Annotated in this window: 18 protein-coding genes; 6 read left to right on the forward strand and 12 right to left on the reverse strand. The window is 62.5% G+C overall.

All coding sequences use genetic code 11. The features are described 5' to 3' along the window. Window positions 1–39: 39 nt before the first annotated feature. Together rocD and putA are read left to right on the forward strand one after the other, a co-directional pair. The gene (gene rocD / locus BM177_RS16660; protein WP_091685865.1) at window positions 40–1,302 is read left to right on the forward strand and encodes an ornithine--oxo-acid transaminase; all 1,263 of its coding nucleotides are present in this window, start codon (window positions 40–42) and stop codon (window positions 1,300–1,302) included. A gap of 35 nt (window positions 1,303–1,337) precedes the next feature. After that, a complete protein-coding gene (putA, locus tag BM177_RS16665; RefSeq protein WP_091685905.1) occupies window positions 1,338–4,439 on the forward strand; it encodes a bifunctional proline dehydrogenase/L-glutamate gamma-semialdehyde dehydrogenase PutA in 3,102 nt (1,033 codons plus the stop codon). Between the two features lie 64 nt (window positions 4,440–4,503). On the opposite strand, the gene fliI is transcribed toward putA, so the two are convergent. The 3 genes from fliI to BM177_RS16680 are packed head-to-tail and all read right to left on the reverse strand — an operon-like array spanning window position 4,504 to window position 7,337. After that, the gene (gene fliI / locus BM177_RS16670; RefSeq protein ID WP_091685867.1) at window positions 4,504–5,835 is read right to left on the reverse strand and encodes a flagellar protein export ATPase FliI; all 1,332 of its coding nucleotides are present in this window, start codon (window positions 5,833–5,835) and stop codon (window positions 4,504–4,506) included. Continuing rightward, window positions 5,832–6,557, reverse strand: a complete 726-nt coding sequence (gene flgF, locus BM177_RS16675) for a flagellar basal-body rod protein FlgF (RefSeq protein WP_091685870.1) — start codon at window positions 6,555–6,557, stop codon at window positions 5,832–5,834. The genes fliI and flgF overlap by 4 nt, the downstream gene beginning before the upstream one ends. After that, entirely contained in the window at window positions 6,558–7,337 is a 780-nt protein-coding gene (locus BM177_RS16680) for a DUF1217 domain-containing protein (protein ID WP_091685873.1), read from the reverse strand. Between the two features lie 366 nt (window positions 7,338–7,703). On the opposite strand from BM177_RS16680, the gene BM177_RS16685 reads away from it, so the two are divergent. Beyond that, complete coding sequence (locus BM177_RS16685; RefSeq protein ID WP_175492664.1) at window positions 7,704–10,433, forward strand: amino acid adenylation domain-containing protein; 2,730 nt, start codon at window positions 7,704–7,706, stop codon at window positions 10,431–10,433. A 191-nt stretch (window positions 10,434–10,624) separates the two neighbouring features. On the opposite strand, the gene ruvB is transcribed toward BM177_RS16685, so the two are convergent. The 3 genes from ruvB to BM177_RS16700 all read right to left on the reverse strand — a co-directional run bounded on the left by ruvB (window position 10,625) and on the right by BM177_RS16700 (window position 12,809). Then, window positions 10,625–11,617, reverse strand: coding sequence for a Holliday junction branch migration DNA helicase RuvB (gene ruvB, locus BM177_RS16690; protein ID WP_425284426.1), 993 nt, complete (start codon window positions 11,615–11,617; stop codon window positions 10,625–10,627). 272 nt (window positions 11,618–11,889) lie between these two features. Continuing rightward, window positions 11,890–12,570: a 2OG-Fe(II) oxygenase gene (locus tag BM177_RS16695; RefSeq protein ID WP_091685878.1), complete on the reverse strand. Its 681-nt coding sequence runs from the start codon at window positions 12,568–12,570 to the stop codon at window positions 11,890–11,892. After that, window positions 12,570–12,809: a hypothetical protein gene (locus BM177_RS16700; protein ID WP_091685879.1), complete on the reverse strand. Its 240-nt coding sequence runs from the start codon at window positions 12,807–12,809 to the stop codon at window positions 12,570–12,572. The genes BM177_RS16695 and BM177_RS16700 overlap by 1 nt, the downstream gene beginning before the upstream one ends. A gap of 67 nt (window positions 12,810–12,876) precedes the next feature. Here BM177_RS16700 and BM177_RS16705 point away from each other — a divergent pair, with 67 nt between their 5' ends. Continuing rightward, window positions 12,877–13,065, forward strand: coding sequence for a hypothetical protein (locus tag BM177_RS16705; protein WP_091685882.1), 189 nt, complete (start codon window positions 12,877–12,879; stop codon window positions 13,063–13,065). 27 nt (window positions 13,066–13,092) lie between these two features. Here the strand turns inward: BM177_RS16705 and BM177_RS16710 are convergent, their stop codons facing one another. Both BM177_RS16710 and BM177_RS16715 read right to left on the reverse strand, forming a co-directional pair. Then, complete coding sequence (locus BM177_RS16710; RefSeq protein WP_091685884.1) at window positions 13,093–13,320, reverse strand: hypothetical protein; 228 nt, start codon at window positions 13,318–13,320, stop codon at window positions 13,093–13,095. 42 nt (window positions 13,321–13,362) lie between these two features. Then, window positions 13,363–15,171, reverse strand: coding sequence for a chloride channel protein (locus BM177_RS16715; RefSeq protein ID WP_244532398.1), 1,809 nt, complete (start codon window positions 15,169–15,171; stop codon window positions 13,363–13,365). A gap of 216 nt (window positions 15,172–15,387) precedes the next feature. Here BM177_RS16715 and BM177_RS16720 point away from each other — a divergent pair, with 216 nt between their 5' ends. After that, a complete protein-coding gene (locus BM177_RS16720; RefSeq protein ID WP_091685887.1) occupies window positions 15,388–16,074 on the forward strand; it encodes a 50S ribosomal protein L25/general stress protein Ctc in 687 nt (228 codons plus the stop codon). An 83-nt stretch (window positions 16,075–16,157) separates the two neighbouring features. Continuing rightward, window positions 16,158–16,751, forward strand: coding sequence for an aminoacyl-tRNA hydrolase (pth, locus tag BM177_RS16725; protein ID WP_091685890.1), 594 nt, complete (start codon window positions 16,158–16,160; stop codon window positions 16,749–16,751). A gap of 81 nt (window positions 16,752–16,832) precedes the next feature. Here pth and BM177_RS16730 read toward each other — a convergent pair whose 3' ends face one another. The 4 genes from BM177_RS16730 to BM177_RS16745 all read right to left on the reverse strand — a co-directional run bounded on the left by BM177_RS16730 (window position 16,833) and on the right by BM177_RS16745 (window position 20,216). Next, window positions 16,833–17,243: a hypothetical protein gene (locus BM177_RS16730; RefSeq protein WP_091685892.1), complete on the reverse strand. Its 411-nt coding sequence runs from the start codon at window positions 17,241–17,243 to the stop codon at window positions 16,833–16,835. Window positions 17,244–17,832: 589 nt separating this feature from the next. After that, complete coding sequence (locus BM177_RS16735; protein WP_139223688.1) at window positions 17,833–18,123, reverse strand: hypothetical protein; 291 nt, start codon at window positions 18,121–18,123, stop codon at window positions 17,833–17,835. A 171-nt stretch (window positions 18,124–18,294) separates the two neighbouring features. Next, a complete protein-coding gene (locus BM177_RS16740; protein ID WP_091685896.1) occupies window positions 18,295–19,056 on the reverse strand; it encodes an amino acid ABC transporter ATP-binding protein in 762 nt (253 codons plus the stop codon). 2 nt (window positions 19,057–19,058) lie between these two features. After that, window positions 19,059–20,216, reverse strand: coding sequence for an amino acid ABC transporter permease (locus tag BM177_RS16745; protein ID WP_091685898.1), 1,158 nt, complete (start codon window positions 20,214–20,216; stop codon window positions 19,059–19,061). Window positions 20,217–20,312: the final 96 nt, after the last annotated feature.

Consider the following 20,312-nt stretch of genomic DNA (forward strand, 5'->3'; position numbering starts at 1 on the left):
AACACTTTTTGATCAGACCATTTCGCCGGAGGCGGCCTGATGTCCCTGCAGCATATTATAGACATCGAGGATCATTTCGGGGCGAAAAACTATGCCGCGCTTCCCGTTGCGCTCGCCACCGGGCGAGGGGCTCATGTTTTCGATCTCGAAGGCAGGCGCTACATCGACATGATGAGCGCCTATTCGGCGGCGAGTTTCGGTCATCTCCACCCGCGCCTCGTCGAGGCCATGAAGCGCCAGCTTGACCGAATTGACGTCGTGTCGCGCGCGTTTCATTCCGACAATCTCGGATATTTTTGCGAAGCCCTCGCCAATCTGACCGGCCTCGAGGCGTGCCTGCCCATGAACACCGGCGCCGAGGCGGTGGAGACCGCGATCAAGGCCGCTCGCCGGTATGGCTACGAGCGGCTTTCGATCCCCGAAAACAGCGCGGAAATCATCGTCGCGGCGGATAATTTCCATGGCCGCACGACCACGATCGTCGGTTTTTCGACCGATCCCGCCGCGAGGCGCGGATTCGGTCCTTTCGCGCCCGGCTTCGTCGTCGCCCCTTACGGCGACGCGGAGGCGCTGGAAGCCTTGATCAGCCCGCGCACCGCCGCCATCCTGATCGAACCGATCCAGGGCGAGGCCGGAGTCATCGTTCCGCCCGAAGGCTACCTTTCGCAGCTGCGGCGGATTTGCGACGCTCATGGCGTTCTGCTGATTTTCGACGAAGTTCAGTCCGGCTTCGGCCGCACCGGCAAGAATTTCTGCTTCCAATACGAAAACGCCAGGCCTGACGGCTTGATCGTCGGGAAGGCGCTCGGCGGCGGACTGATCCCCGTCTCCGCCTTCCTCGCGCGCCGGAGCGTCATGGACGTTTTCGACGCGGGAAGCCACGGGTCCACCTTCGGCGGCAACCCGCTCGCCGCCGCGGTGGGCCGCGAGGCGATCCGGGTGCTCGAAGAGCAGGATCTGGCGCAAAGAAGCTTCGTCCTCGGCAAATCCCTGAAGGAGGCGATCCAGAGCAACGGCCATCCGGCGATCATCGAGGTTCGCGGCAAGGGCCTTTGGGTCGGCGTCGAACTCGACCATGACCGGGCGAAGGCGAAGGACGTCTGCCTCGCGATGCTGCGGCGCGGCGTCCTGACCAAGGAAACGCATGAGCGCGTCATTCGATTCGCGCCGCCGCTGGTTATCGAGGAGGGCGATCTTCTCCATGCGGTGGAGGTCTTCCATGACGCCCTCGACGAGGTCTGTCCGGCCGGCGGCAGGGCGCGAGGCGCGACGCCCGGGCCTATGTTCATCGATGAGTTTTGACCCTTCGCTCGCGTCACGTTTTTGAAGAAACCGCGATGACCTCCGACGCCGCCCTGTCCCCTTTCGCCGCGCCTTATGCGCCGCCCGACGAGCCTATCGCCGCCGCGCTGCTGGCCTTCGCGCCGCTCGATCCGGCGGCCGAGGCGCGCATTGACGAACTGGCGGGGCGATTGATCGCGGCGGTCCGCGCGAAGCCAGGCCGCATCGGCGGCGTCGAGGATCTCCTGCGCGAATATTCGCTCTCGTCGGAAGAAGGCCTCGCGCTGATGGTCCTCGCCGAAGCCCTCTTGCGCGTGCCGGACAATTTCACCGCCGACCGGCTGATCGACGACAAGCTCTCGAGCGCGCATTGGAACCTGAACGCGTCCGGCTCCGAGGCGCTTCTCGTATCGGCGGCCGCCTGGGCGCTGGGCGTTTCCGCGCGGGTCATCGAAAAAGGCAAGAATGCGCAGGGGGTCGCCGCAGAAATGGCGCGCCGTCTTGGCATGGGCGCGGTCAGGGCGGCGGCGCGCCAGGCGATCGGGCTCATGGGTTCGCATTTCGTCTTCGGCCAAACCATCGAGGACGCCCTGGACCGCGCGTCCTCGCGCGAGGGCCGCCTCTATCATTATTCATTCGACATGCTGGGCGAGGGCGCGCGCGCGCAGGCCGACGCCGACCGTTATTTCGCTTCCTACGCCCATGCGATCGACATGATCGCCCGCTCGGCAAGTCGTCATCATCGAGCCCCCGGAGAGATGGGCATTTCCGTCAAGCTCTCCGCGCTGCACCCGCGCTATGAGCCGCGATCGCGCGCCCGGGTTCTCGCCGAGCTGACGCCTCGCGTCGAGGAGCTCGCGACGATGGCCAAACGGCGCGGACTGAACTTCACCATCGACGCGGAGGAGGCCGATCGCCTCGAATTGTCGCTGGACGTCATCGACGCCCTGATCGAAAATCCGCTTCTTGAGGATTGGGCCGGTTTCGGCCTCGCCATCCAGGCCTACCAGAAGCGCGCCCTGGCCGTGATCGACCATGTCGCCGCGCAAGCGCGGACGCATCGGCGCCGGCTGACGGCGAGGCTCGTCAAAGGCGCCTATTGGGATACGGAGGTCAAGCGCGCGCAAGAGCGCGGCCTCGCCGGCTATCCGGTGTTCACCCGCAAGGCGATGACAGACCTGAACTACATCGCCTGCGCCCGCCGGCTGCTCGCCTTGCGGGATTGCATCTCTCCGCAGTTCGCGACCCATAATGCGTTGAGCATCGCGACCATCATCGAAGCTGCGGGCGGCGTCAAAGGCTATGAATTTCAGCGCCTTCACGGCATGGGCGAAGAGCTTTTCGCCGAGCTTCACGCCGCCTGCCCCCAACTTCCGCGCCGCATTTACGCGCCCGTCGGCCCACATGAAAATCTGCTCGCCTATCTCGTGCGCCGCCTGCTCGAAAATGGAGCCAATTCCTCGTTCGTCGCGCGCGTCAGCGATCCGCACGCGCCCATCGCCGAGCTGTTGACGCGTCCGCGGACCATCATCGGCAAAGCCGAGCGCGCGGGGGCCTTGAACCTGCCTCTGCCGCAGGATCTCCACGCGCCTTCCAGGCGGACCGCGAGGGGCGTCGAATTCGGCGACCGGCGCGACCTCGACGCCCTCATGTCGAACATCGCGGTGGCGGCGCCCGCGCACGAGGCGGCTCCGCTGATCGCCGGCGCGCGGCGCGACGGCGACCGGCGCGACCTCGTCTCTCCGATCGACGGCTCCCCCCTCGGCGCCGTCTATGAGACAAGACCCCTACTTTGTCTCGAGGCGCTGGAGGCGGCGCGCGCCGGTTTCGCGCTCTGGTCCCGCACACCGGCGGAAGCGCGCGCGGCCTGTCTCGAACGCGCGGCCCTCGCCCTCGAAAACGACGCGCCGCGCTGGCTGCGTCTGCTCCAGACCGAGGCCGGGAAAACCCTCGACGACGCAATTGGCGAATGGCGGGAGGCGATCGATTTCTGCCGCTATTATGCTTTCGAGGCGAAGCGGCGTTTCCAAAAGGCGATCGCGCTGCCCGGGCCGACCGGGGAAGACAACCGCCTCCTCTGTCACGGCCGGGGCGTCGTCATTTGCATCAGTCCGTGGAATTTTCCACTGTCGATCTTCATCGGTCAGGTCGCGGCGGCGCTCGCGGCGGGCAATAGCGTGATCGCCAAGCCCGCCGGACAGACGCCGCTGATCGCGGCGCAAGCCGTCGAGCTGCTGCATCGCGCCGGCGCGCCGGGCGCGGCGCTAAACCTGTTGCCTGGAGGCGGAGACATCGGGGCCGGACTGACGGCCCTCGAGGGTGTCGCCGGGGTCGCATTCACCGGCTCCATGCAGACCGCGACAAAAATCAACCGGGCCCTCGCCGCGAGGGATGGACCAATCGCGCCCCTGATCGCCGAAACGGGAGGGCTCAACGCGATGATCGTCGACGCGACGGCTCTGCCCGAGCAGGTCAGCGACGACGTCATCGCCTCCGCGTTCCGTTCGGCCGGACAACGATGTTCGGCGCTGCGCCTGCTTTGCGTCCAGGAGGACATCGCCGGCAAACTGCTCACGATGATCGCCGGCGCGGCGCGCGAACTCACTGTCGGCGATCCGCGGGATCTGGGCGTCGATGTGGGTCCGGTCATCGATTCCGCGGCGCAAGCGAGCCTCATCGCTCATATCGAGGTCATGAACCGGACCGCCCGCGCGCATTTCAAGGGCGCGGCGCCATCCGCGCCCGCCGGAGGATATTACGTCGCGCCTCACATTTTCGAAATCGCCAGCGTGAGCGACCTCGATCACGAAGTGTTCGGGCCCATCCTGCATGTAGTCCGCTACAGGGCGGACGAGCTCGACGCCCTGCTGGATGAAATTGCGGCGCTGAATTTCGGACTGACGCTTGGAATTCAATCCCGCATCGACGCCGTGATCGAACATATCGCCAGCCGGCGGCTTGCGGGAAACTGCTACGTCAACCGCAACATGATCGGCGCCGTCGTCGGAACCCAGCCGTTCGGAGGGTTTAACCTGTCGGGGACAGGGCCAAAGGCGGGGGGACCGCACTATCTCGACCGATTCTTTGTCGAACAAACAGTCTCGATTAACACCGCCGCCGTTGGCGGCAACGCCAGCCTCATCAACGACAGCCAGTGATGAGCGAAGCATGACTCCGGATTTTGAAAACCGGGGCCCGCGCGACCTCGGCTCTCATCCCTGTTTATGATTTTTGCATGATCTGCGCGAGCTCCCGGAAGGCGTCCTTGCTCGGCTCCGATTTCAACGACTGCATCATGGCCGCGTAAATCTTGGGAACGAGCGTCACGGCCTGATCGAGGTCCGCATCGGCGCCTTCCCTGTAGCCGCCCATCAGGCGGAGATCCCGGGTGTCCTCGTAACGCGCGATGAGCCCGCGCAACTTCAGGACGAGGCTATGCTGGTCGTCGGTCCATGCGCATTGCGCCAGCCGCGAGATCGAGGCGAGCACGTTCACAGCCGGGTAGCGCCCCTGCTCCGCCACGGCGCGATCAAGGACGATGTGCCCGTCGAGCGCGCCGCGAATCGCGTCGGCGACGGGATCATTGTGGTCGTCCCCGTCGACGAGAACCGAAAAGACGCCGGTGATCGACCCCGCGCCTTCCACGCCCGGACCTGCTCTCTCAAGCAGCTTCGGCAGATCGCTGAAGACGCTCGGCGCGTAGCCGCGCGCCACCGCCGGCTCTCCGGCGGCCAGGGCGATTTCGCGCGCGGCATGGGCGAACCGCGTCACCGAATCGACGATCAGCAGAACCGATTCGCCGAGGTCGCGGTAATATTCCGCGATTGCCATCGCCGTCTTTGGCGCAAGGCGCCGCATCGTCGGGCTCTCGTCCCCCGTCGCGACGACGGCGATCGCGCGGGAGCGATTCATCGCCATCGCGTCGTCGAGAAATTCGCGCACCTCGCGCCCGCGCTCGCCGACGAGCGCCACGACGACCGCGTCGAAATCGATCGAGGCGGCCAGCATCGCCAGAAGAGTGGATTTGCCAACGCCGGAGCCCGCGAAGATCCCGATCCTCTGGCCGGCGCAGAGCGGCGTGAAGAGATCGATGACGCGCACTCCCGTCTTGCGGGGCGTCGCGACGCGGGCGCGGCGCATCGCGGGCGGCGGAGGCGCGTCGATCGGAATCATCCTGTCGCCGCGCGTCAGTGCTCCCGCGCCGTCGATTGGCGCGCCAAGCGCGTTGATCACCCGCCCCTTCCAGTTTGGATCCGGGGCGAGACGCAACGGCCCGGCGCAACAGACCATATCGCCGAGCCGAGCGAAGTTCGACGCGTCAAACGATTTGATCGTGATGCTGTCGGTGTCGATGCGGACAACCTCGGCAAGGCGTTCCCCATCCGCGGACGCGAAGGAGACGCAGTCCCCGAGTTGAACAAATCGCGACAGTCCCAGAACGCCGGCGTGAGAGGGCGTCACTTCGGAAATAGCGCCGCGGACGCGAACGAGGGCCGTGGCGCCGCATGCCTCTTCCGCGACGGCCGCCAGGCGGTCGAGCGGGGTCGGCCTCACGTCGTGGAGCCAAGCGTCTTGATGGCGTCGGTCAAGGACGATTCAGATCCTTCGGTCGCCGACGCGATGTTTTGAAAGGTTCTCGAGATCGTGATCAGCTTCGCCATTTCCAGCATTGGATTGACATTCGCGCCTTCGACATAGCCCTGGGCGAAGCCATTGTTGGAGAAGTCGAGAATGGGAGACGCCGGCCGGTCGGGGATGACGCCCGAATTGTCGTAGCGCTGGAGCTTGGCGTCGGCGTCGAGGCTGAAAAGGCCGATCGCGCCGATCTGAGCGGAATTCTGCGTGATCATGCCGTCTTGCGCGATGGTCGGCGGTCCATCGTCCGGATTGAGAAGAATGGGCGCGTTTCCGGCGTCGAGCACAGGGTAGCCGGTCAAGCTTTCCAGTCCGCCTGCGGCGTTCATCCGCATCCGTCCATCCCGGGTGTAGACATTTCCGGTCGGGGTCTGAAGCGCGATCCATCCCTCGCCTTGCACGGAAACATCGAGCGGGTTGTCGGTCTTGATCGCGATGCCCTGACGGCGCGAGATGTAGGATTCTCCTGCTGAGGAAAAGGCCACCGGGCGATCTCCCGCGCGCGACAATAGCGCCTTGAATCGAACCTCCTCGGCCCGATAGCCGGGCGTGCTCTGATTGGCGACATTGGCCGCGATCGTCGCCAGCCGCCGGTCGATCGCGATTTGGGCTGAAAGAGTAACGTAGAGTCCGGACTGCATTCAGGGACCTCCAAGTTTCAAATTTGCGATGCTGAGAAGAAGATCCTGACTGATTCCAGGCGACGTCACGTCGAGGGCCGAGGTCGGACTCAACGAGGCGCCCGACGAATGCTGCGAATCGTAAGTCGCCGTGAGGCGCTCAAGGAACCGTTGCAGCTTGACGGGGCTTTGCAGATCGCTGATTTTCAAGCGCGCATTGATCATCTTCGCCTGCGAATCGATGTTTTGTTGCGACATCGACGCCGGCAATCCAAGCGCGGTCTCGACAACGTTCAGCAAGGTCTTGTCGCCAAGAATGCTGTAGGCGCTGGTGATTCCGGGAGCCATTCGCTGAAAGTAAAGCGCCATCTGCGCGCCGGTGTTCTGTTTGCCGACATTGGCTTCCAGCGATTGTTCGACGTATTGATTCACGACTCCCTGCCGGGCCGCCGTCGGGCTCGTCGCCGAAGCTCCGTCGCTGGCGAAATTCAAGGCGGTCGCGAGCGCCTTGTAACGAGGGTCATGCAATGTATTCGCGAGGCTTTTACTGTCGGCGACCCCGCCCTCCAGAACTTTGCGGATCAGCGCCTTGGCGTTCATCATGTCGCTCAGGCCGAACGCTTTCATCGCGAACGTGTAGAGCCGGTCGTTTTTCATGAAGGCGTCGACCGACTGAATCTTGCCGATGTTCGCCAGATAATATTTCGATTCGCGGGCGACCGCCGGGTCCGACGCGGCGCCCGTGAGGGTTTTCGCGTAGTCTTTTGTGACGACGTTGAAATATACAGTGGCGTTGAGCATGAAACCTTGCTCCGGAAGGGCCCGACGACATTTCCCCAACGAGCTTGCCCGTGCCTGATGCGGCCGCCGCCCGCCGGACCTAACGTTCAGTCTCGAGGCGTCTCCGCGATTTTGCCGAAAACGAATAGCGCGCGCCAATCGAGTCGGCGTCGCGTCTACCGAAGATCGAAGACGCAAAAGGTCAAACTGTAATCGTTCTGCACGTCCAAGATTAGATTTTTGAGTCAAAAGTGCCGACGTTCGCCACGAGCGTCAGCGAGCGTTCGGGATGATTGATCATCATCGATTTACGTGGATTAAGGCTTGGTCATGAGCAACAGCTTCGAGATAGCGCAGAGCCGTTCGTTGTCAGAAAGGCGCCCTTTTTTGCGATCCTCCGCGCTTCCGAGTTCCGTCCCGCGCCGCGCCTTGTTCGACTTTGCGTCGGGCGCCCCCGGCGTCGCGAAATACTCCAGATCGGCGAGCGTCCATTCGGTTTTTTCGGCGCAAGCGCAGGCGACCCCTGACGCGCCCGCTATTCTTGACGAAGAACAGCGGCTCACCTACCGCGAACTCGATCTCGACTCGAACCAGCTGGCGAAGCGTCTGCAGAGCCTTGGCGTCAAGCCGGGCGATTTCGTCGGCGTGCTTGCAGATCGTTCGGCGGAAACGATCGTGGCGTTGCTCGCGATCCTCAAGGCCGGAGCCGCTTACGCGCCCTTTGACCCAACCTACCCCCAAGACCTCCTCGATTTCATGCTCGACGATTGCCGTCCGGCGCTCGTCCTGACGCAGCGACCTTTGGGGTTGATGGAGACATTCGGCGCCGGAAAGTTCGACAACATCAGGTTTGTGGAACTGGAAAATGCTCTGGCGACGGCGGCCTACGAGAGCAGCTGCCCCCTCGACGTTGAACGAAACGCCGGCGACGTCGCCTACGTGATGTACACGTCGGGGTCTACCGGACGCCCCAAAGGCGTCCTGATTCCCCATCGCGGCATCGTGCGTCTCGTGCGGGAGCAGACCTACGCGAATTTCGGGCGGGACGAGGTTTTCCTTCATATGGCGCCGCTCGCCTTTGACGCCAGCACATTCGAAATCTGGGGAGCGTTGCTGAACGGCGGGAGCATCGCGATCGAGCGCGCGGCTCGCCCTTCGCTTCAACAGATCGGCGATACGATCAGACGTTTTGGCGTGACGACAGCGTGGTTCACCGCCGGACTGTTTCACCTTCTGGTCGATTATCAGCTGGCTGATCTGCGCCAGCTCCGCCGCATTCTCGCCGGCGGCGATGTTCTCTCTCCGCCGCATGTCGAGAAAGCGCTCGCCGCGCTGCCCGAAACGATTCTGGTCAATGGATACGGACCGACCGAAAACACAACGTTTAGCTGCTGCTATGAAATACCGCGCCACGGCTGGGGCGGCGGCTCGTTGCCGATAGGCCTGCCGATCGCTCACACCGAGGTCTTGATCCTCGGCGCCGATTTCAAACCCGTCGCGGACGGCGAAGTCGGGCAGCTGTGCGTGGCCGGAGACGGACTGGCGCTAGGTTATCTGAACCGGCCCGACCTGACGCAGGAAAAATTCATTCAGCGACCGTTCAAGAGGGCCCCCTCCGAGCGGCTCTATTTGACAGGCGATCAAGCGCGGCGGCGTTCCGATGGGCTGATCGAATTTCTGGGCCGGACGGACCGGCAGGTCAAGATCAACGGGAAACGCGTCGAACTTGACGAAATCGAGAACGCCCTGCGCGCCGACCGCCGTCTCTCCGATGCGCTCGTTACGCGTCTTCAGGAGCCGGAGACCACCCGCCTCGCCGCCTATCTCAAGCCGGTCAGGCCGGTTTACCCGACCGGAGAGGACGCGTTCGGCGCCGCCATCCTCGAGGCGTTGCGGACGAGACTGCCCGAACACATGGTTCCCGCCGCTTTCGTCGTCATGGATTCGTTTCCCCTGACGCCAAACGGCAAAGTCGATCGCCGACAGCTGCCGGCGCCGCGCCGCGCCGCCGCCTCGCACGCCGACTCCAGCCTGACGCCGGACGAAGACAAACTGGCCGAGATCTGGCGACAGGTTCTCGGCGTCTCCGAGATTGGCCCGGACTCGAATTTCTTCGATCTGGGCGGACACTCGTTGCTCGCCATGCGGCTCATCGCCCGCATCGCCAAAACCACAGGAGTCAAACTCGGCGTCGCGGCCCTTTTTCAGGCGCCTACCCTGCGCCAGTTCGCCCGCCTCCTGTCGGCCGTCGAGCCTCCCAAAGAGGACTCGTGCATCGTTCAAATTCAACCCTATGGCGCGAAGACGCCCATCATCGCCATACACAACACACTCATGTACCATAAACTTGCAGGGCGACTTGGAACTGACCGGCCGTTCATCGGCATCCGGCTGTTCAATCCCGATGATCCTCGCCCCGACCCGACAGCTTCCCTGGAAGAAATAGCGGCCGATTACGTGCGTTTGATCCGCCAGGCGCGACCACACGGTCCCTATGTTCTGCTGAGCCTCTGCGTCGCCGGAGCCATCGCCTATGAAGCGGCACGCCAGCTCCGCGAGGCCGGCGAGTCAACGCCCGTCATTATAATGGCCGACACTTGGGCGCCAGGATATGAGCAACGCCTGCCGCCGCTGAACAGGTTCGTCGCCAAGGCCATCTATCGGGCGCACGTTCTTCGCCACCGGATCTCGCTTTTGGTTCACAGGAAAGCCTCGCTGGCTGAAGTGCTCTCTTACTTCACGCTTGTCAGGAAATGCAGAATTCTGGAGTTCGCAGCATGGCTCGGGGTCATCGATCCCTCGCAGACAGGCAAGGACGACCGGGAGACATGGCTTTTCCTGCTGGCGCTGGCGGCGGCGGAAAGCCGCTATCGCGCGTCTCCTTCGCCTGCCGATCTCGTGCTGTTGCAGAGTGACGAAATCATCACACGCTTCGCTGATCCTGACATGGGCTGGACCAGCGCCGGCCACGGCAAAATCTTGAGAAAGCGTATTCCCGGCTGGCATGAAGATGTTTTTCTCGGCGACGGCGCGGCCTTGATCGCTGATTATCTCCGGCCGCTGCTTGAGCAGGTGGACGCCGAAGACGCGGCGTCGGCCGTCGGCGCTCCCGTCTAGCGCGCTTTCCGGCCGAATGTGATCATCGGTCGATCAGAAATCGCTCCGGATTCAAAAAGCTCGAGCATAGTCTTGTCGATTGGATCGATTGGATTCCAATCGGAAGATGCTCCGCAGACGTTTATCGGAGGTTGGGTCGTCGGGAACGCGGCGGTCCCGAGCAAAATTCCGAGATGGGATGGAGCATTCGCTCAGCTCAGGTCGGCGTCCTCCGTTTCCGTAAACAAGCCGGGCTGATTGAGATCGCGGGCAGGCGCGTGCAACCCCAGATGCGCGAACGCATGTTGGGTCAAAAGCCGGCCGCGCGGCGTCCGTTGCACGAAGCCGCACTGGATCAAAAAAGGCTCGATAATGTCTTCGATCGCATCGCGCGGCTCGGACAGCGCGGCGGCGATGGTTTCGACCCCGACAGGACCGCCGCCAAAAGAAACCGCAATCAGATCGAGATAACGGCGATCCATCTGATCGAGCCCGGCGGGATCGACTTCGAGCAGACGCAACGCCCTGTCGGCGACGCTCCGCGTGATTGCTTGCGCGTCCTCGACCGCGGCGAAATCGCGCACCCGGCGAAGCAGGCGGCCGGCAATGCGCGGGGTTCCGCGCGCTCGCTTGGCAATTTCATTGGCGCCGTCTTCCGACATCGCGATGCGAAGAACCTTCGCCCCGCGCCGCACGATGAGTTCGAGATCCGCGACCCCGTAGAACGACAACCGGATCGGAATTCCGAAACGATCGCGCAAAGGCGTCGTGAGCAGTCCTGCTCTCGTTGTCGCGCCGATGAGGGTAAACTTTGCAAGGTCAAGTTTGACCGACCGCGCTCCCGGCCCCTCGCCGATCATGAAATCAAGCTGGAAATCCTCCATCGCAGGGTAGAGAATTTCCTCGACAGCCGGGTTCAGGCGGTGAATTTCATCGATAAACAGGACGTCTCTGTCCTCGAGCGCAGTGAGCTGGGCGGCGAGATCGCCCGCCTTTGCAATCACCGGCCCCGACGTCGAACGGAAATTGACGCCAAGCTCCCGCGCGACGATCTGCGCGAGGGTGGTCTTGCCAAGTCCTGGAGGTCCCCAGAAAAGGACATGATCGAGGGCCTCGCGACGCGACTTCGCCGCCTCGATGAATACTTTCAGATTGGCGCGCGCGGGCCCCTGGCCGGTGAAATCGTCGAGGCTCAAAGGCCGCAATGGCGGATCTTGATCGTCGGGACGGCTCGTCGCCTCGACAAGGCGGCTTTCGGATCCAGCAAGACCTGGGGCGATCGGCAAGGCGGCGGCCTCTTGTTTTGCGGACAATGCGCGGACGGCGTCAGGCCCGCGGCTTTCCCGGAGCCGTCCGGCGCTATCGCAGGCGCGAATCACACTAGAGCATATCCCGATGGTAGTGAATCCATCGGAAAGCGCTCTGCGCAACCGCCTCGGTATAAGCCGCGCCTTGGCGCGGCCCGGGAGGCCGATCATCAGCGGCGGCGGAGCATCGCCTTCAGCTTTCGTCCTGCGTCGAACACTACCGGCGGCAGCAAATATTTTGCCGCATTGACCGCCCTGTCCCGTTGCGAAAGCTTGATCGACACAGGAAACAAAGTCGTGTGAAACTCGGAACTGTCCTCGTCCGCCCGGCCGTTTGTGTAAAAATACGCGGCGGCGGAGCGGCGCGTCCTGCCGTTTGGCGTGTTGACCGGCTTTGGATGACCGTGCAGGCTTCTGGAGGATTGATAGAAAAGAACCGTTCGGCCGAACGTCGGCTCGACTGCGACTTTGCAGGTTTGCTCGTCGACATCCCATAATTCGAGCGCCCCGCCATAAGACGGCGCCCAATCCTTGTTGAGGTAGGTGATCAGCACAAATCGATTGGCAAGCTTTGTGATGGGATGCTGGTTGAAATCGATATGCATGCCGAATTTCCCGCCGGCGGGGATGTCGTGCAATCCGCCTCCATGGAATTCGGGGTCAGTGACGAGTCCTTTGACGCCGGTCATTTCCGTCAAAAACTTCAGAAAAACGCCGGAATAAATCGTATTGAAATAAAGCTGGGTCGCGCTTCCAAAGCGCGTATTGGGCATGGACCCCCGCTTCAATTCATTCGCATTATCGTAATGGCGCCAATTCGTCCATTTCAGCGAGTCGAAATCATCGTGCATCAACTCCAGAAGCTTCGGAGAGAACAGGTTTTCAAAGACCAGTGCGGAAAGGGCGAGTTATTACTGAAGGTTTCGCCCAATTCTCTGATTTTTTTCGGAGCCAGAAACTCTTCATTGATGATTTCATCAAGACGCAACTTTACGCCGCCGATGGAAATATAATCCTCGTTCTCCGGCGCGGTTTCCGATGGGGACTCCGTCTGACGTGTCGATTGATCCTGCGTAAGCGCGTCGCTCATTTATTTCACCGATCCATCCAGCTAGAGCATATTCCGGTCGGAGTGAATCAATCCAATCGAAAAGAATATGCTCAAACCACTGATTCTGGAGCGATTTCTGATCGATCGCATGACGTCATGCGATCGGAAAGCGCTCGAGCCGCCGCTTCAGGCTTTCGCCGCAGGCGCGGAAGTCAGTTTCGCCCGCGCCGGCCTTGTTCGCAACGCCGCGCCATCGCTGAAATTTCTTTGTCACGGAGACGCGATGGAATCATGAAGGGCGGCTGGCTTAATCTACCGACATCTACCAACGACCACACTCTAAAGCATTACGTATTGACTTGATGTTACGAATGTAAAGCAAAGCATTATGAATATAGCGGTTTTGCGCGATCACCGTCAAGGCTGCAGGCTCTTGCAGGTTCTTGCAGGCGGCGCCGGCCGCGCCGGCTCGGTTGTCCTTGAGCGCTTTCCGATCGCATGACGTCATGCGATCGATCAGAAATCGCTCAAGAGTCAAAAGCTTGAGCATATTCTTGTCGATTGGATTGGTTCAATCCAATCGGAATATGCTTTAGGGGCTGACTGTCCAGACCTCGCCCGACAGCTCGCGATGCGCCCGGTCGAGCTCTTCGGTATACCGGCGAAGCAGATGCGACTCCGTCAGCAGGCCGACGACGCGGCGGTCGCCGCCGTCGCTCACCACGACAAGGCATTCGCTCTCCGCCTCTTCGAAAATCTGCGCCGCATCCTTGATGTTCATCGACGGAACCAAGACCACGTCGCGGTTGACCGCCAATGTTTCGAGACTGTTCTGACTCGCCTGCGGGTCCGCGTTCGCGATCAGGGCGTCAGGAATGAAAACCAGACCGGCGTAGCGGCCGGCGGCGTCGGAAAGGGCGATCCATTGCGCCGTTTCGAACGGATGTTCGCGCACGAATTCACTGATCGGAAGCGTCGCGAGGACCGGGCCTGCGTCCTTCCGCATCAGATGAGCGACGGTCAGGGCGCGAATCCAGCCGACGTCCTGGGCGCTGCGAATCGATTCGCCGCGCAAATGAAGGCGCCACGTCGCAAACGAATAGCCGAAAGCGCGCCGGACGATCACCGAAACGACGGCGGAGACGGCGAGCATGACGAGGCTCAAAGGAAAGTCTCCGGTCGTCTCGAGCGCCAGAAAGCTCATCGTCAAGGGTCCGCCCACAATCGCGACGCCCATGGCGGCCATCCCGACGATGGTGAAGACAAAGACGTCCGCCGCAGGCAGCCACGCGGCCGAGACGACGGCGGCGGCGAAGACCTTGCCCATCATGCCGCCAAGAAAAAGCGAAGCGAAAAAAAGCCCGCCGCGGAAACCGGAGCCGATCGAAACCGAGGACGCCAGAGCCTTGAGCAACAAAATGGCGGCGATTGTGGAGATCGGCGGGCCGCCCGCCGAAAAAAGATTGAACAGAGCCCGATGTCCCGAAGCCAGAACCTGCGGCGTCAGCAAAGCAAGGCCGCCCACGATGAGGCCGCCACAGCATGGCTGAAGCGCGCGGGGAACGCCGCTGCGGGCGAAAACGCTCTCGACCAGCGAGACAGCGCGCATGATGGCGATCCCGAAGCCGGCGCAGAGGACGCCCAGCAGCATCAAAAGCGCCAGATCCAGGTTCGATATGAGCGAGGCCGCCTCCGCCGGACGCACGAATTCGACGCCCGTCCCGAGCAGGCGGCAGACCAGGACGCCGCCGATCGCGGCCGCGCCGACCGGAGCAAGGCCGAACGGGGTGTAGGCCCCGAGGATAAGCTCGAAGGCGTAGAAGGCGCCTGTCAGGGGCGCGCCGAACGCTCCGCCGATCGCTCCCGCCGAACCGCAGGCGACGAGGGTGCGCATATCGGCCCGCCGGAGGTGGAACAGGCCGCCGAGCCAGGATCCGAAGCCCGACCCCAATTGTGTGAACGCGGCCTCGAGACCGACCGAAGCGCCAAATCCGTTCGACGTTATCGTCTGCGCCGTGATGACAAGGCTGTCCTTAAGCGACATCCTGCCGCCGCGCAGGGCGTTGGCCTCGATCGGATCGACCGGCCGGAGCGGGCGACGTTTGCGAACATATATCCCGGAAAGCCCGATCAGAACTCCGCCCAAGACCGGAACCAGCGCTATCAGCGGCGTCTCGAGCCTGAAGAGGCCGCTGAGATGCGGGGCGCCGAAGAAATTCAGATGCAGGAGGTTCGCGGCTGCGGTTATCGCGGCGACGAAGAGGCCTGCGGCCGCGCCGACCGTGAACGCTAAGCCGATGACGCCGAGCTCGTCGCGCCGGATCAGCGCGCGCAGACGGGAGTGAACCGCGCGGGAGGCCGCGCCCTCATTTGCCGTCTCATCGTCACGGGTCATCATCATGGGTCATTTTCCGGGAAGGCCCCATCTCAGCGATTTTGCGATGACGGCTCCGGCCAGGGTTCGGGGCGGTCCCCCGCAGCGGCTACGCCGACATTGCGCCTTCGCCGCCGCGACGTTATAAGCCCGATCGCGTCCCTTCCGACACCCCTGGAGGCGAGGGCGCGTCATTATTTCCGCTTCGATGACCGAGGCGAACATCCAAGGACGAGAGACATTATGGCCGAGATCAGGACTCTGACGGCCACTGCGCGCGCTGGGACAGGCAAGGGGGCCGCCCGCAGCGTACGCCGTGAAGGCCGCATACCGGGCGTTATCTATGGCGGCGGCGACGCCGCCGAACCGATCACGCTGGATTACCGCGAACTGAACAAGCTCATCTATGCGGGGCATTTTCTGACGACGATTTACGAAATCGACGTCGGCGGCGCCAAGCAGCGCGTGATCCCGCGCGATTACCAGCTGGATCCGGTCAAGGACCAGCCGCTTCACGTCGACTTTCTTCGGCTGAAGCCTGGCGGAACATTGCGGGTTCAGGTTCCGGTGCATTTCATCAATCATGAAACCTGCCCCGGCATCAAGAAAGGCGGCGCTCTCAATATCGTTCTCCACGCGGTGGAGATGCGCGCGCCCGCCGACGCCATTCCCGAGGCGATCGTCGCCGATTTGGCGACGCTCGACATCAATGATTCGCTCCACATTTCGGCCATCGCCCTTCCGGACGGCTGCAAGCCGACCGTCCGCGATCGCGACTTCACGATAGCGACGATCACGCCGCCCCTCGTCGTCGCGGAAGATCCGGCAGCCGCCGCAGCCGCAGCCGCCGCGGGCGCCAAAGGAGGCAAAGCTGCTCCGAAAGCCGCGGCCGCAGCCCCGGCCGAGAAGGCCGCGCCGAAGAAAAAATAACCTTCCTGAAAACCCGCCCTCCGGTCAGCCAGAGGGCGGGTTTTTGATTCGCGCGTCTGACGCGCCTGTCGTGAGCCGGCGCCATGCTTCTGTTTGTCGGCCTCGGAAACGCCGGGAAAGCCTATTCCGGCAACCGCCACAACATAGGCTTCAAAGCGATCGACGCCGTCGCGGTGAAGCATGGGGCGCCTTCGTTTCGCGCGCGCTTCCAGGGCCACGCGAGCGAAATCACGCTTGCCGGCGAGCGCGTTACGCTGCTCAAGCCCGGAACATTCATGAATCTGTCCGGTCAATCGGTGGGGGAGGCGGCGCGATTTTACAAGATCGCTCTCTCCGACATCGTCGTGTTTCACGACGAACTCGACTTGCCGGCAGGCAAAGTGCGGGTCAAGACAGGCGGCGGCAACGCCGGCCACAACGGGCTGAGATCCGTGACCGAACACGTCGGCAACGACTACCGCCGCGTGCGAATTGGCATCGGACATCCGGGCGACAAGGCGCTCGTGCACAATTATGTGCTGGGAGATTTCGCCAAGGCGGAAGCGCAGTGGGTTGACGGCGTCTGTGCCGCCGCCGCGGATTACGCCGGATTGTTGGCCAAGGGCGAGGACGAAGGGTTTCAGAACAAAGTCCACCTCGCCGTCGACGCGATCCTTCGGCGGGATGAAAAAGGCTAGCTTCCAGCCTTTTTCAGACCAAGGCGCCGGTCTTTCCGTGAACAGGCGGAACGTCGCCAGAAGACGCCGCCGCGAGCCATTTTACTCCGCTCGGCTGGCGCGAGCCTTGGCGAGCAACCACTTGCCCTCGGCGCTCTTGACAAGACCGCGCTTTTTCAACGCCTGAAGCGTGAAGGAGATCGCGCGCCGGTCAATCGCTCTTCCAGCCGCCTGGATGTGTTCGGCGATCTCGGCGACTTGCGACGCGCCATGCTTGCCTAACACGTCCGTCACGGCCGTTCCGATCGTCTGGCGCGGTTCGCCCGCCGCTTTCGCCGACGCTTTACGTTTTTGCTTCACAACAGGCGCGGGTTTGGTCGTGCGGGGTTTGCGCTTCGCGGCCGAAGCGGGCTTTTCGAGCGTCTCGATCTCTCGCTCGGTAATGCGAAGATCGGCGATTTTCGCTTCCAGGTCGGTGATTTTCGCACGGATGCGTTCGAGTACAGTTTCCATGACGCCTTTGCTTATCCAAAGAGTTGCCCGCAAATCGCTTGAACACGACTCACGATGATTCTCGTTGTTGGCACAAATTTCGTTTCGAATCTATAGTGGGCACAACACCAGAAATTGTTGTTCGCAGATAATTTTCAGCCGACGCGACGGTCAATTGTTCCAACGGCGTATATTTCGCGCCGGCCCGCTGCAATTGAATCGGAAAGATCGCCCGGTTCGCCACACACCCACTGAGGATTAACACACGTAGGCGTCTTGGGCCGAGCGTTGGGCCAATCATTGGGTCGAGCGGCCGATCACAGGCGTCAGCGTAATCTGTTTCGCATCTTAAGCGTGCATTAACGCGCACGGATCTACGGCGGCGGCATATTTTATGATGAGGCTCCCTTTATGATGACGCTCCGCCAGCGATCGCCAAGCGGTGCGCCGGCGCCTTATCCGATCAGTCAGAGGTTGGCTTCAACCTCAACTCTCCGATCGGACCACACCAATAGCGTAACGGCGCTCAAGAAAAGCCCCGGCGCGGGAGGCGCCTTGGCTCGATCAACGTGCAGGGCAGCATTGCGTCAGCCTTGCCGACGGGACGCCGTCACCAATAATGACGGTAGTAACCGCCCCAACCGTAGTGGCGACGCCATGGCCGGTAGAAGCCATAGGGGCCCCATGGACGCGGCGGGCCCCAATAGCGCCAGCCCGGCGCCCAACGGCACCCGCCATAGGGCCCGCAGATCCAGCGCACATCCTGAACAGACGTCGCGGCTCCGTCAGTCCTGAGTGGGGGCGCGAGCCCGCTCATCGGCAACGCCGAAGCCGCCTCTCCCTCGAGGCCAAGAGCGCCGAGGCTGAGCGCGGCGGCCAACGCAAATTTCGAAATGTTCATGTTGTCTCCCTCCTTCGCCATCGAAGCGGTCGGGCCGGAACTTGCAGCCCGGAGCGACTGTAAGGTTGAGAAGCCTTGCATGTCGGTGCTGAAGCTCACATGAGCGTCCGATTCACCGCTCGTTCAGCTCCAGGGCGAAAACGTGTTCGGCTCACCCTGGCTCCAGGGCGCCTATTTCAGGATCTTGTCCAGAAAACGCCTGGTTCGCTGATGCTTTGGGGCGTCGAAGAATTCCGCCGGACGACTGACTTCGACGATCGCGCCCGCGTCCATGAAAATGATGCGGTCGGCGGCCCGCCGCGCAAAACCCATCTCGTGGGTCACGCAGATCATGGTCATGCCTTCGCGGGCGAGTTCCGCCATGACGTCGAGGACCTCCTTGACCATTTCGGGGTCGAGCGACGACGTCGGCTCGTCGAACAGCATGATCTTGGGATTCATGCAGAGCGCGCGCGCGATCGCGACGCGTTGTTGCTGGCCGCCGGACAATTGGCCGGGATATTTGTCCGCCTGCTCGGGAATATGGACCTTCGAGAGGTAATGCAGCGCGATCGACCGGGCCTTTTCCGGCGCCAGCTTGAGCACGCGAACCGGCGCCAGAACACAGTTTTCGAGAATCGTCAGGTGAGGAAACAGGTTGAAATGCTGGAACACCATGCCGACGTCGCGGCGAATCCTTTCGACCCGGCGAAGGTCGCTCGTCAGTTCCTTTCCTTCAACAAAGATCTTGCCGCCTTGATGGGTCTCCAACCGGTTGACGCATCTGATGAGAGTGGATTTGCCCGAGCCGGACGGACCGCAGATCACGATCTTTTCGCCATTGGCCACGGTCAGGTCGATGTCGCGGAGGGCGTGAAACGCGCCAAACCATTTGTTGACGGCGACCATTTCGATCGCGGCGACATTCGGATCAGGGGAGCGGGCGATCGTCATGTCTATCGGGCCCGGCTTCGCGCGAGCCTGCGCTCGACGGAAAGCGCGTAGCGCGACATTCCAAAGCAGAATGCAAAATAAAACAGCGCGGCGAACGCATAACCGGTCACGGAAATCGTTGGACCGGACCAGACCGGATCGAGCCGGGCCGAGTCGATCGTGCGCAGAAAGTCGAACACGCCCACAATCGCGACAAGCGTCGTGTCCTTGAAAAGGCCGATGAACGTATTCACGATGCCCGGAATGACATGACCCAAGGCCTGCGGTAGTACGATGACGCGCAGTGCCGGCCAAGGCCGGAGCCCGAGCGCCTGAGCGGCTTCGTATTGTCCGGCCGGAACCGCCTGGAGGCCGCCACGCACCACCTCCGCCATGTAGGCCGATGCAAACAGCGCAACGCCGATCAAAGGGCGAATGAGCCGGTCGGGGGCAAGATCCTCCGGGACAAACAACGGCAGCATCGTATTGGCCATGAACAGCACCGTGATCATGGGCACGCCGCGCATGATTTCGATAAACCCGACGCATACGGCGCTGAGGGCCGGCAGCGTCGAACGGCGTCCAAGCGCGAGCAGAATGCCCAACGGCAACGAGAAGACGATGCCGACCGTCGCGACGAGAAGGCTGACGAAGACGCCTCCCCACAAGTCGGTGTCCACCCGGGCGAGGCCGAGCGCGGGCGAGCCGTGAAGCAGCACAAACCCGACGATCGGATAGAGCAGAAAAAACAGGAGCGCGGCCGTCCTGCGCGCGGGCGCGCCGAGCCAAAGCTGCCAGCCGATCAGCGCTCCGCCCAAAATCATCGTCAGGTCGACCCGCCAGCGCTCTGCAGGCGGATAAGACCCGTAAGTGAAATAAGGCAATTTTCGCCAGATGAACGCCCAGCACGCCCCTGCCCCGGGCGCCCGGCAGAGTTCCCCGTCAGGAGCCGACCAGACCGCGTCAAGAACCATGAATTTGAGCGCGGGCGGCAGCAAAAAAACGATCAGCAGCAGACCGCAAAGGGTTAGAACGCCTGCGCCAAAGCTCCCGAACAGGCTCTCCCGAAGCATTGACGCACGGGATTGCGCTGGCGGCGGCGGCCGGCGGGGCGGGTCCGACGCACGCCCCTGAACGGGGCCGGGTTTATCATGAAGGCCGCCGGTTCTTGCGTTCGCCATGCTAGTGTAGTGTCTCACGCAACGCTTTGCAATTAGCTGGTCCGCTGCAGCTGTTGCATTTTCAGCGCCGATCTGCCGCGATTGACTTTGTGGATT

The sequence above is a fragment of the Methylocapsa palsarum genome, from assembly GCF_900114285.1.
GTDB lineage: Bacteria > Pseudomonadota > Alphaproteobacteria > Rhizobiales > Beijerinckiaceae > Methylocapsa > Methylocapsa palsarum.

Bases quoted from the DNA above. Each gene is read 5' to 3' on its own strand.
- BM177_RS16740 (WP_091685896.1), bottom strand. From the start codon at position 19,056: ATGACGATCGCCCGCTCCCCTGATCCGAATGTCGCCGCGATCGAAATG.
- BM177_RS16695 (WP_091685878.1), bottom strand. From the start codon at position 12,570: ATGCACGATGATTTCGACTCGCTGAAATGGACGAATTGGCGCCATTAC.
- putA (WP_091685905.1), top strand. From the start codon at position 1,338: ATGACCTCCGACGCCGCCCTGTCCCCTTTCGCCGCGCCTTATGCGCCG.
- BM177_RS16705 (WP_091685882.1), top strand. From the start codon at position 12,877: ATGCTCAAACCACTGATTCTGGAGCGATTTCTGATCGATCGCATGACG.
- BM177_RS16720 (WP_091685887.1), top strand. From the start codon at position 15,388: ATGGCCGAGATCAGGACTCTGACGGCCACTGCGCGCGCTGGGACAGGC.
- BM177_RS16735 (WP_139223688.1), bottom strand. From the start codon at position 18,123: ATGAACATTTCGAAATTTGCGTTGGCCGCCGCGCTCAGCCTCGGCGCT.
- BM177_RS16680 (WP_091685873.1), bottom strand. From the start codon at position 7,337: ATGCTCAACGCCACTGTATATTTCAACGTCGTCACAAAAGACTACGCG.
- BM177_RS16745 (WP_091685898.1), bottom strand. From the start codon at position 20,216: ATGGCGAACGCAAGAACCGGCGGCCTTCATGATAAACCCGGCCCCGTT.
- BM177_RS16700 (WP_091685879.1), bottom strand. From the start codon at position 12,809: ATGAGCGACGCGCTTACGCAGGATCAATCGACACGTCAGACGGAGTCC.
- BM177_RS16730 (WP_091685892.1), bottom strand. From the start codon at position 17,243: ATGGAAACTGTACTCGAACGCATCCGTGCGAAAATCACCGACCTGGAA.
- BM177_RS16715 (WP_244532398.1), bottom strand. From the start codon at position 15,171: ATGATGATGACCCGTGACGATGAGACGGCAAATGAGGGCGCGGCCTCC.
- rocD (WP_091685865.1), top strand. From the start codon at position 40: ATGTCCCTGCAGCATATTATAGACATCGAGGATCATTTCGGGGCGAAA.
- BM177_RS16710 (WP_091685884.1), bottom strand. From the start codon at position 13,320: ATGCTCAAGCTTTTGACTCTTGAGCGATTTCTGATCGATCGCATGACG.
- flgF (WP_091685870.1), bottom strand. From the start codon at position 6,557: ATGCAGTCCGGACTCTACGTTACTCTTTCAGCCCAAATCGCGATCGAC.
- pth (WP_091685890.1), top strand. From the start codon at position 16,158: ATGCTTCTGTTTGTCGGCCTCGGAAACGCCGGGAAAGCCTATTCCGGC.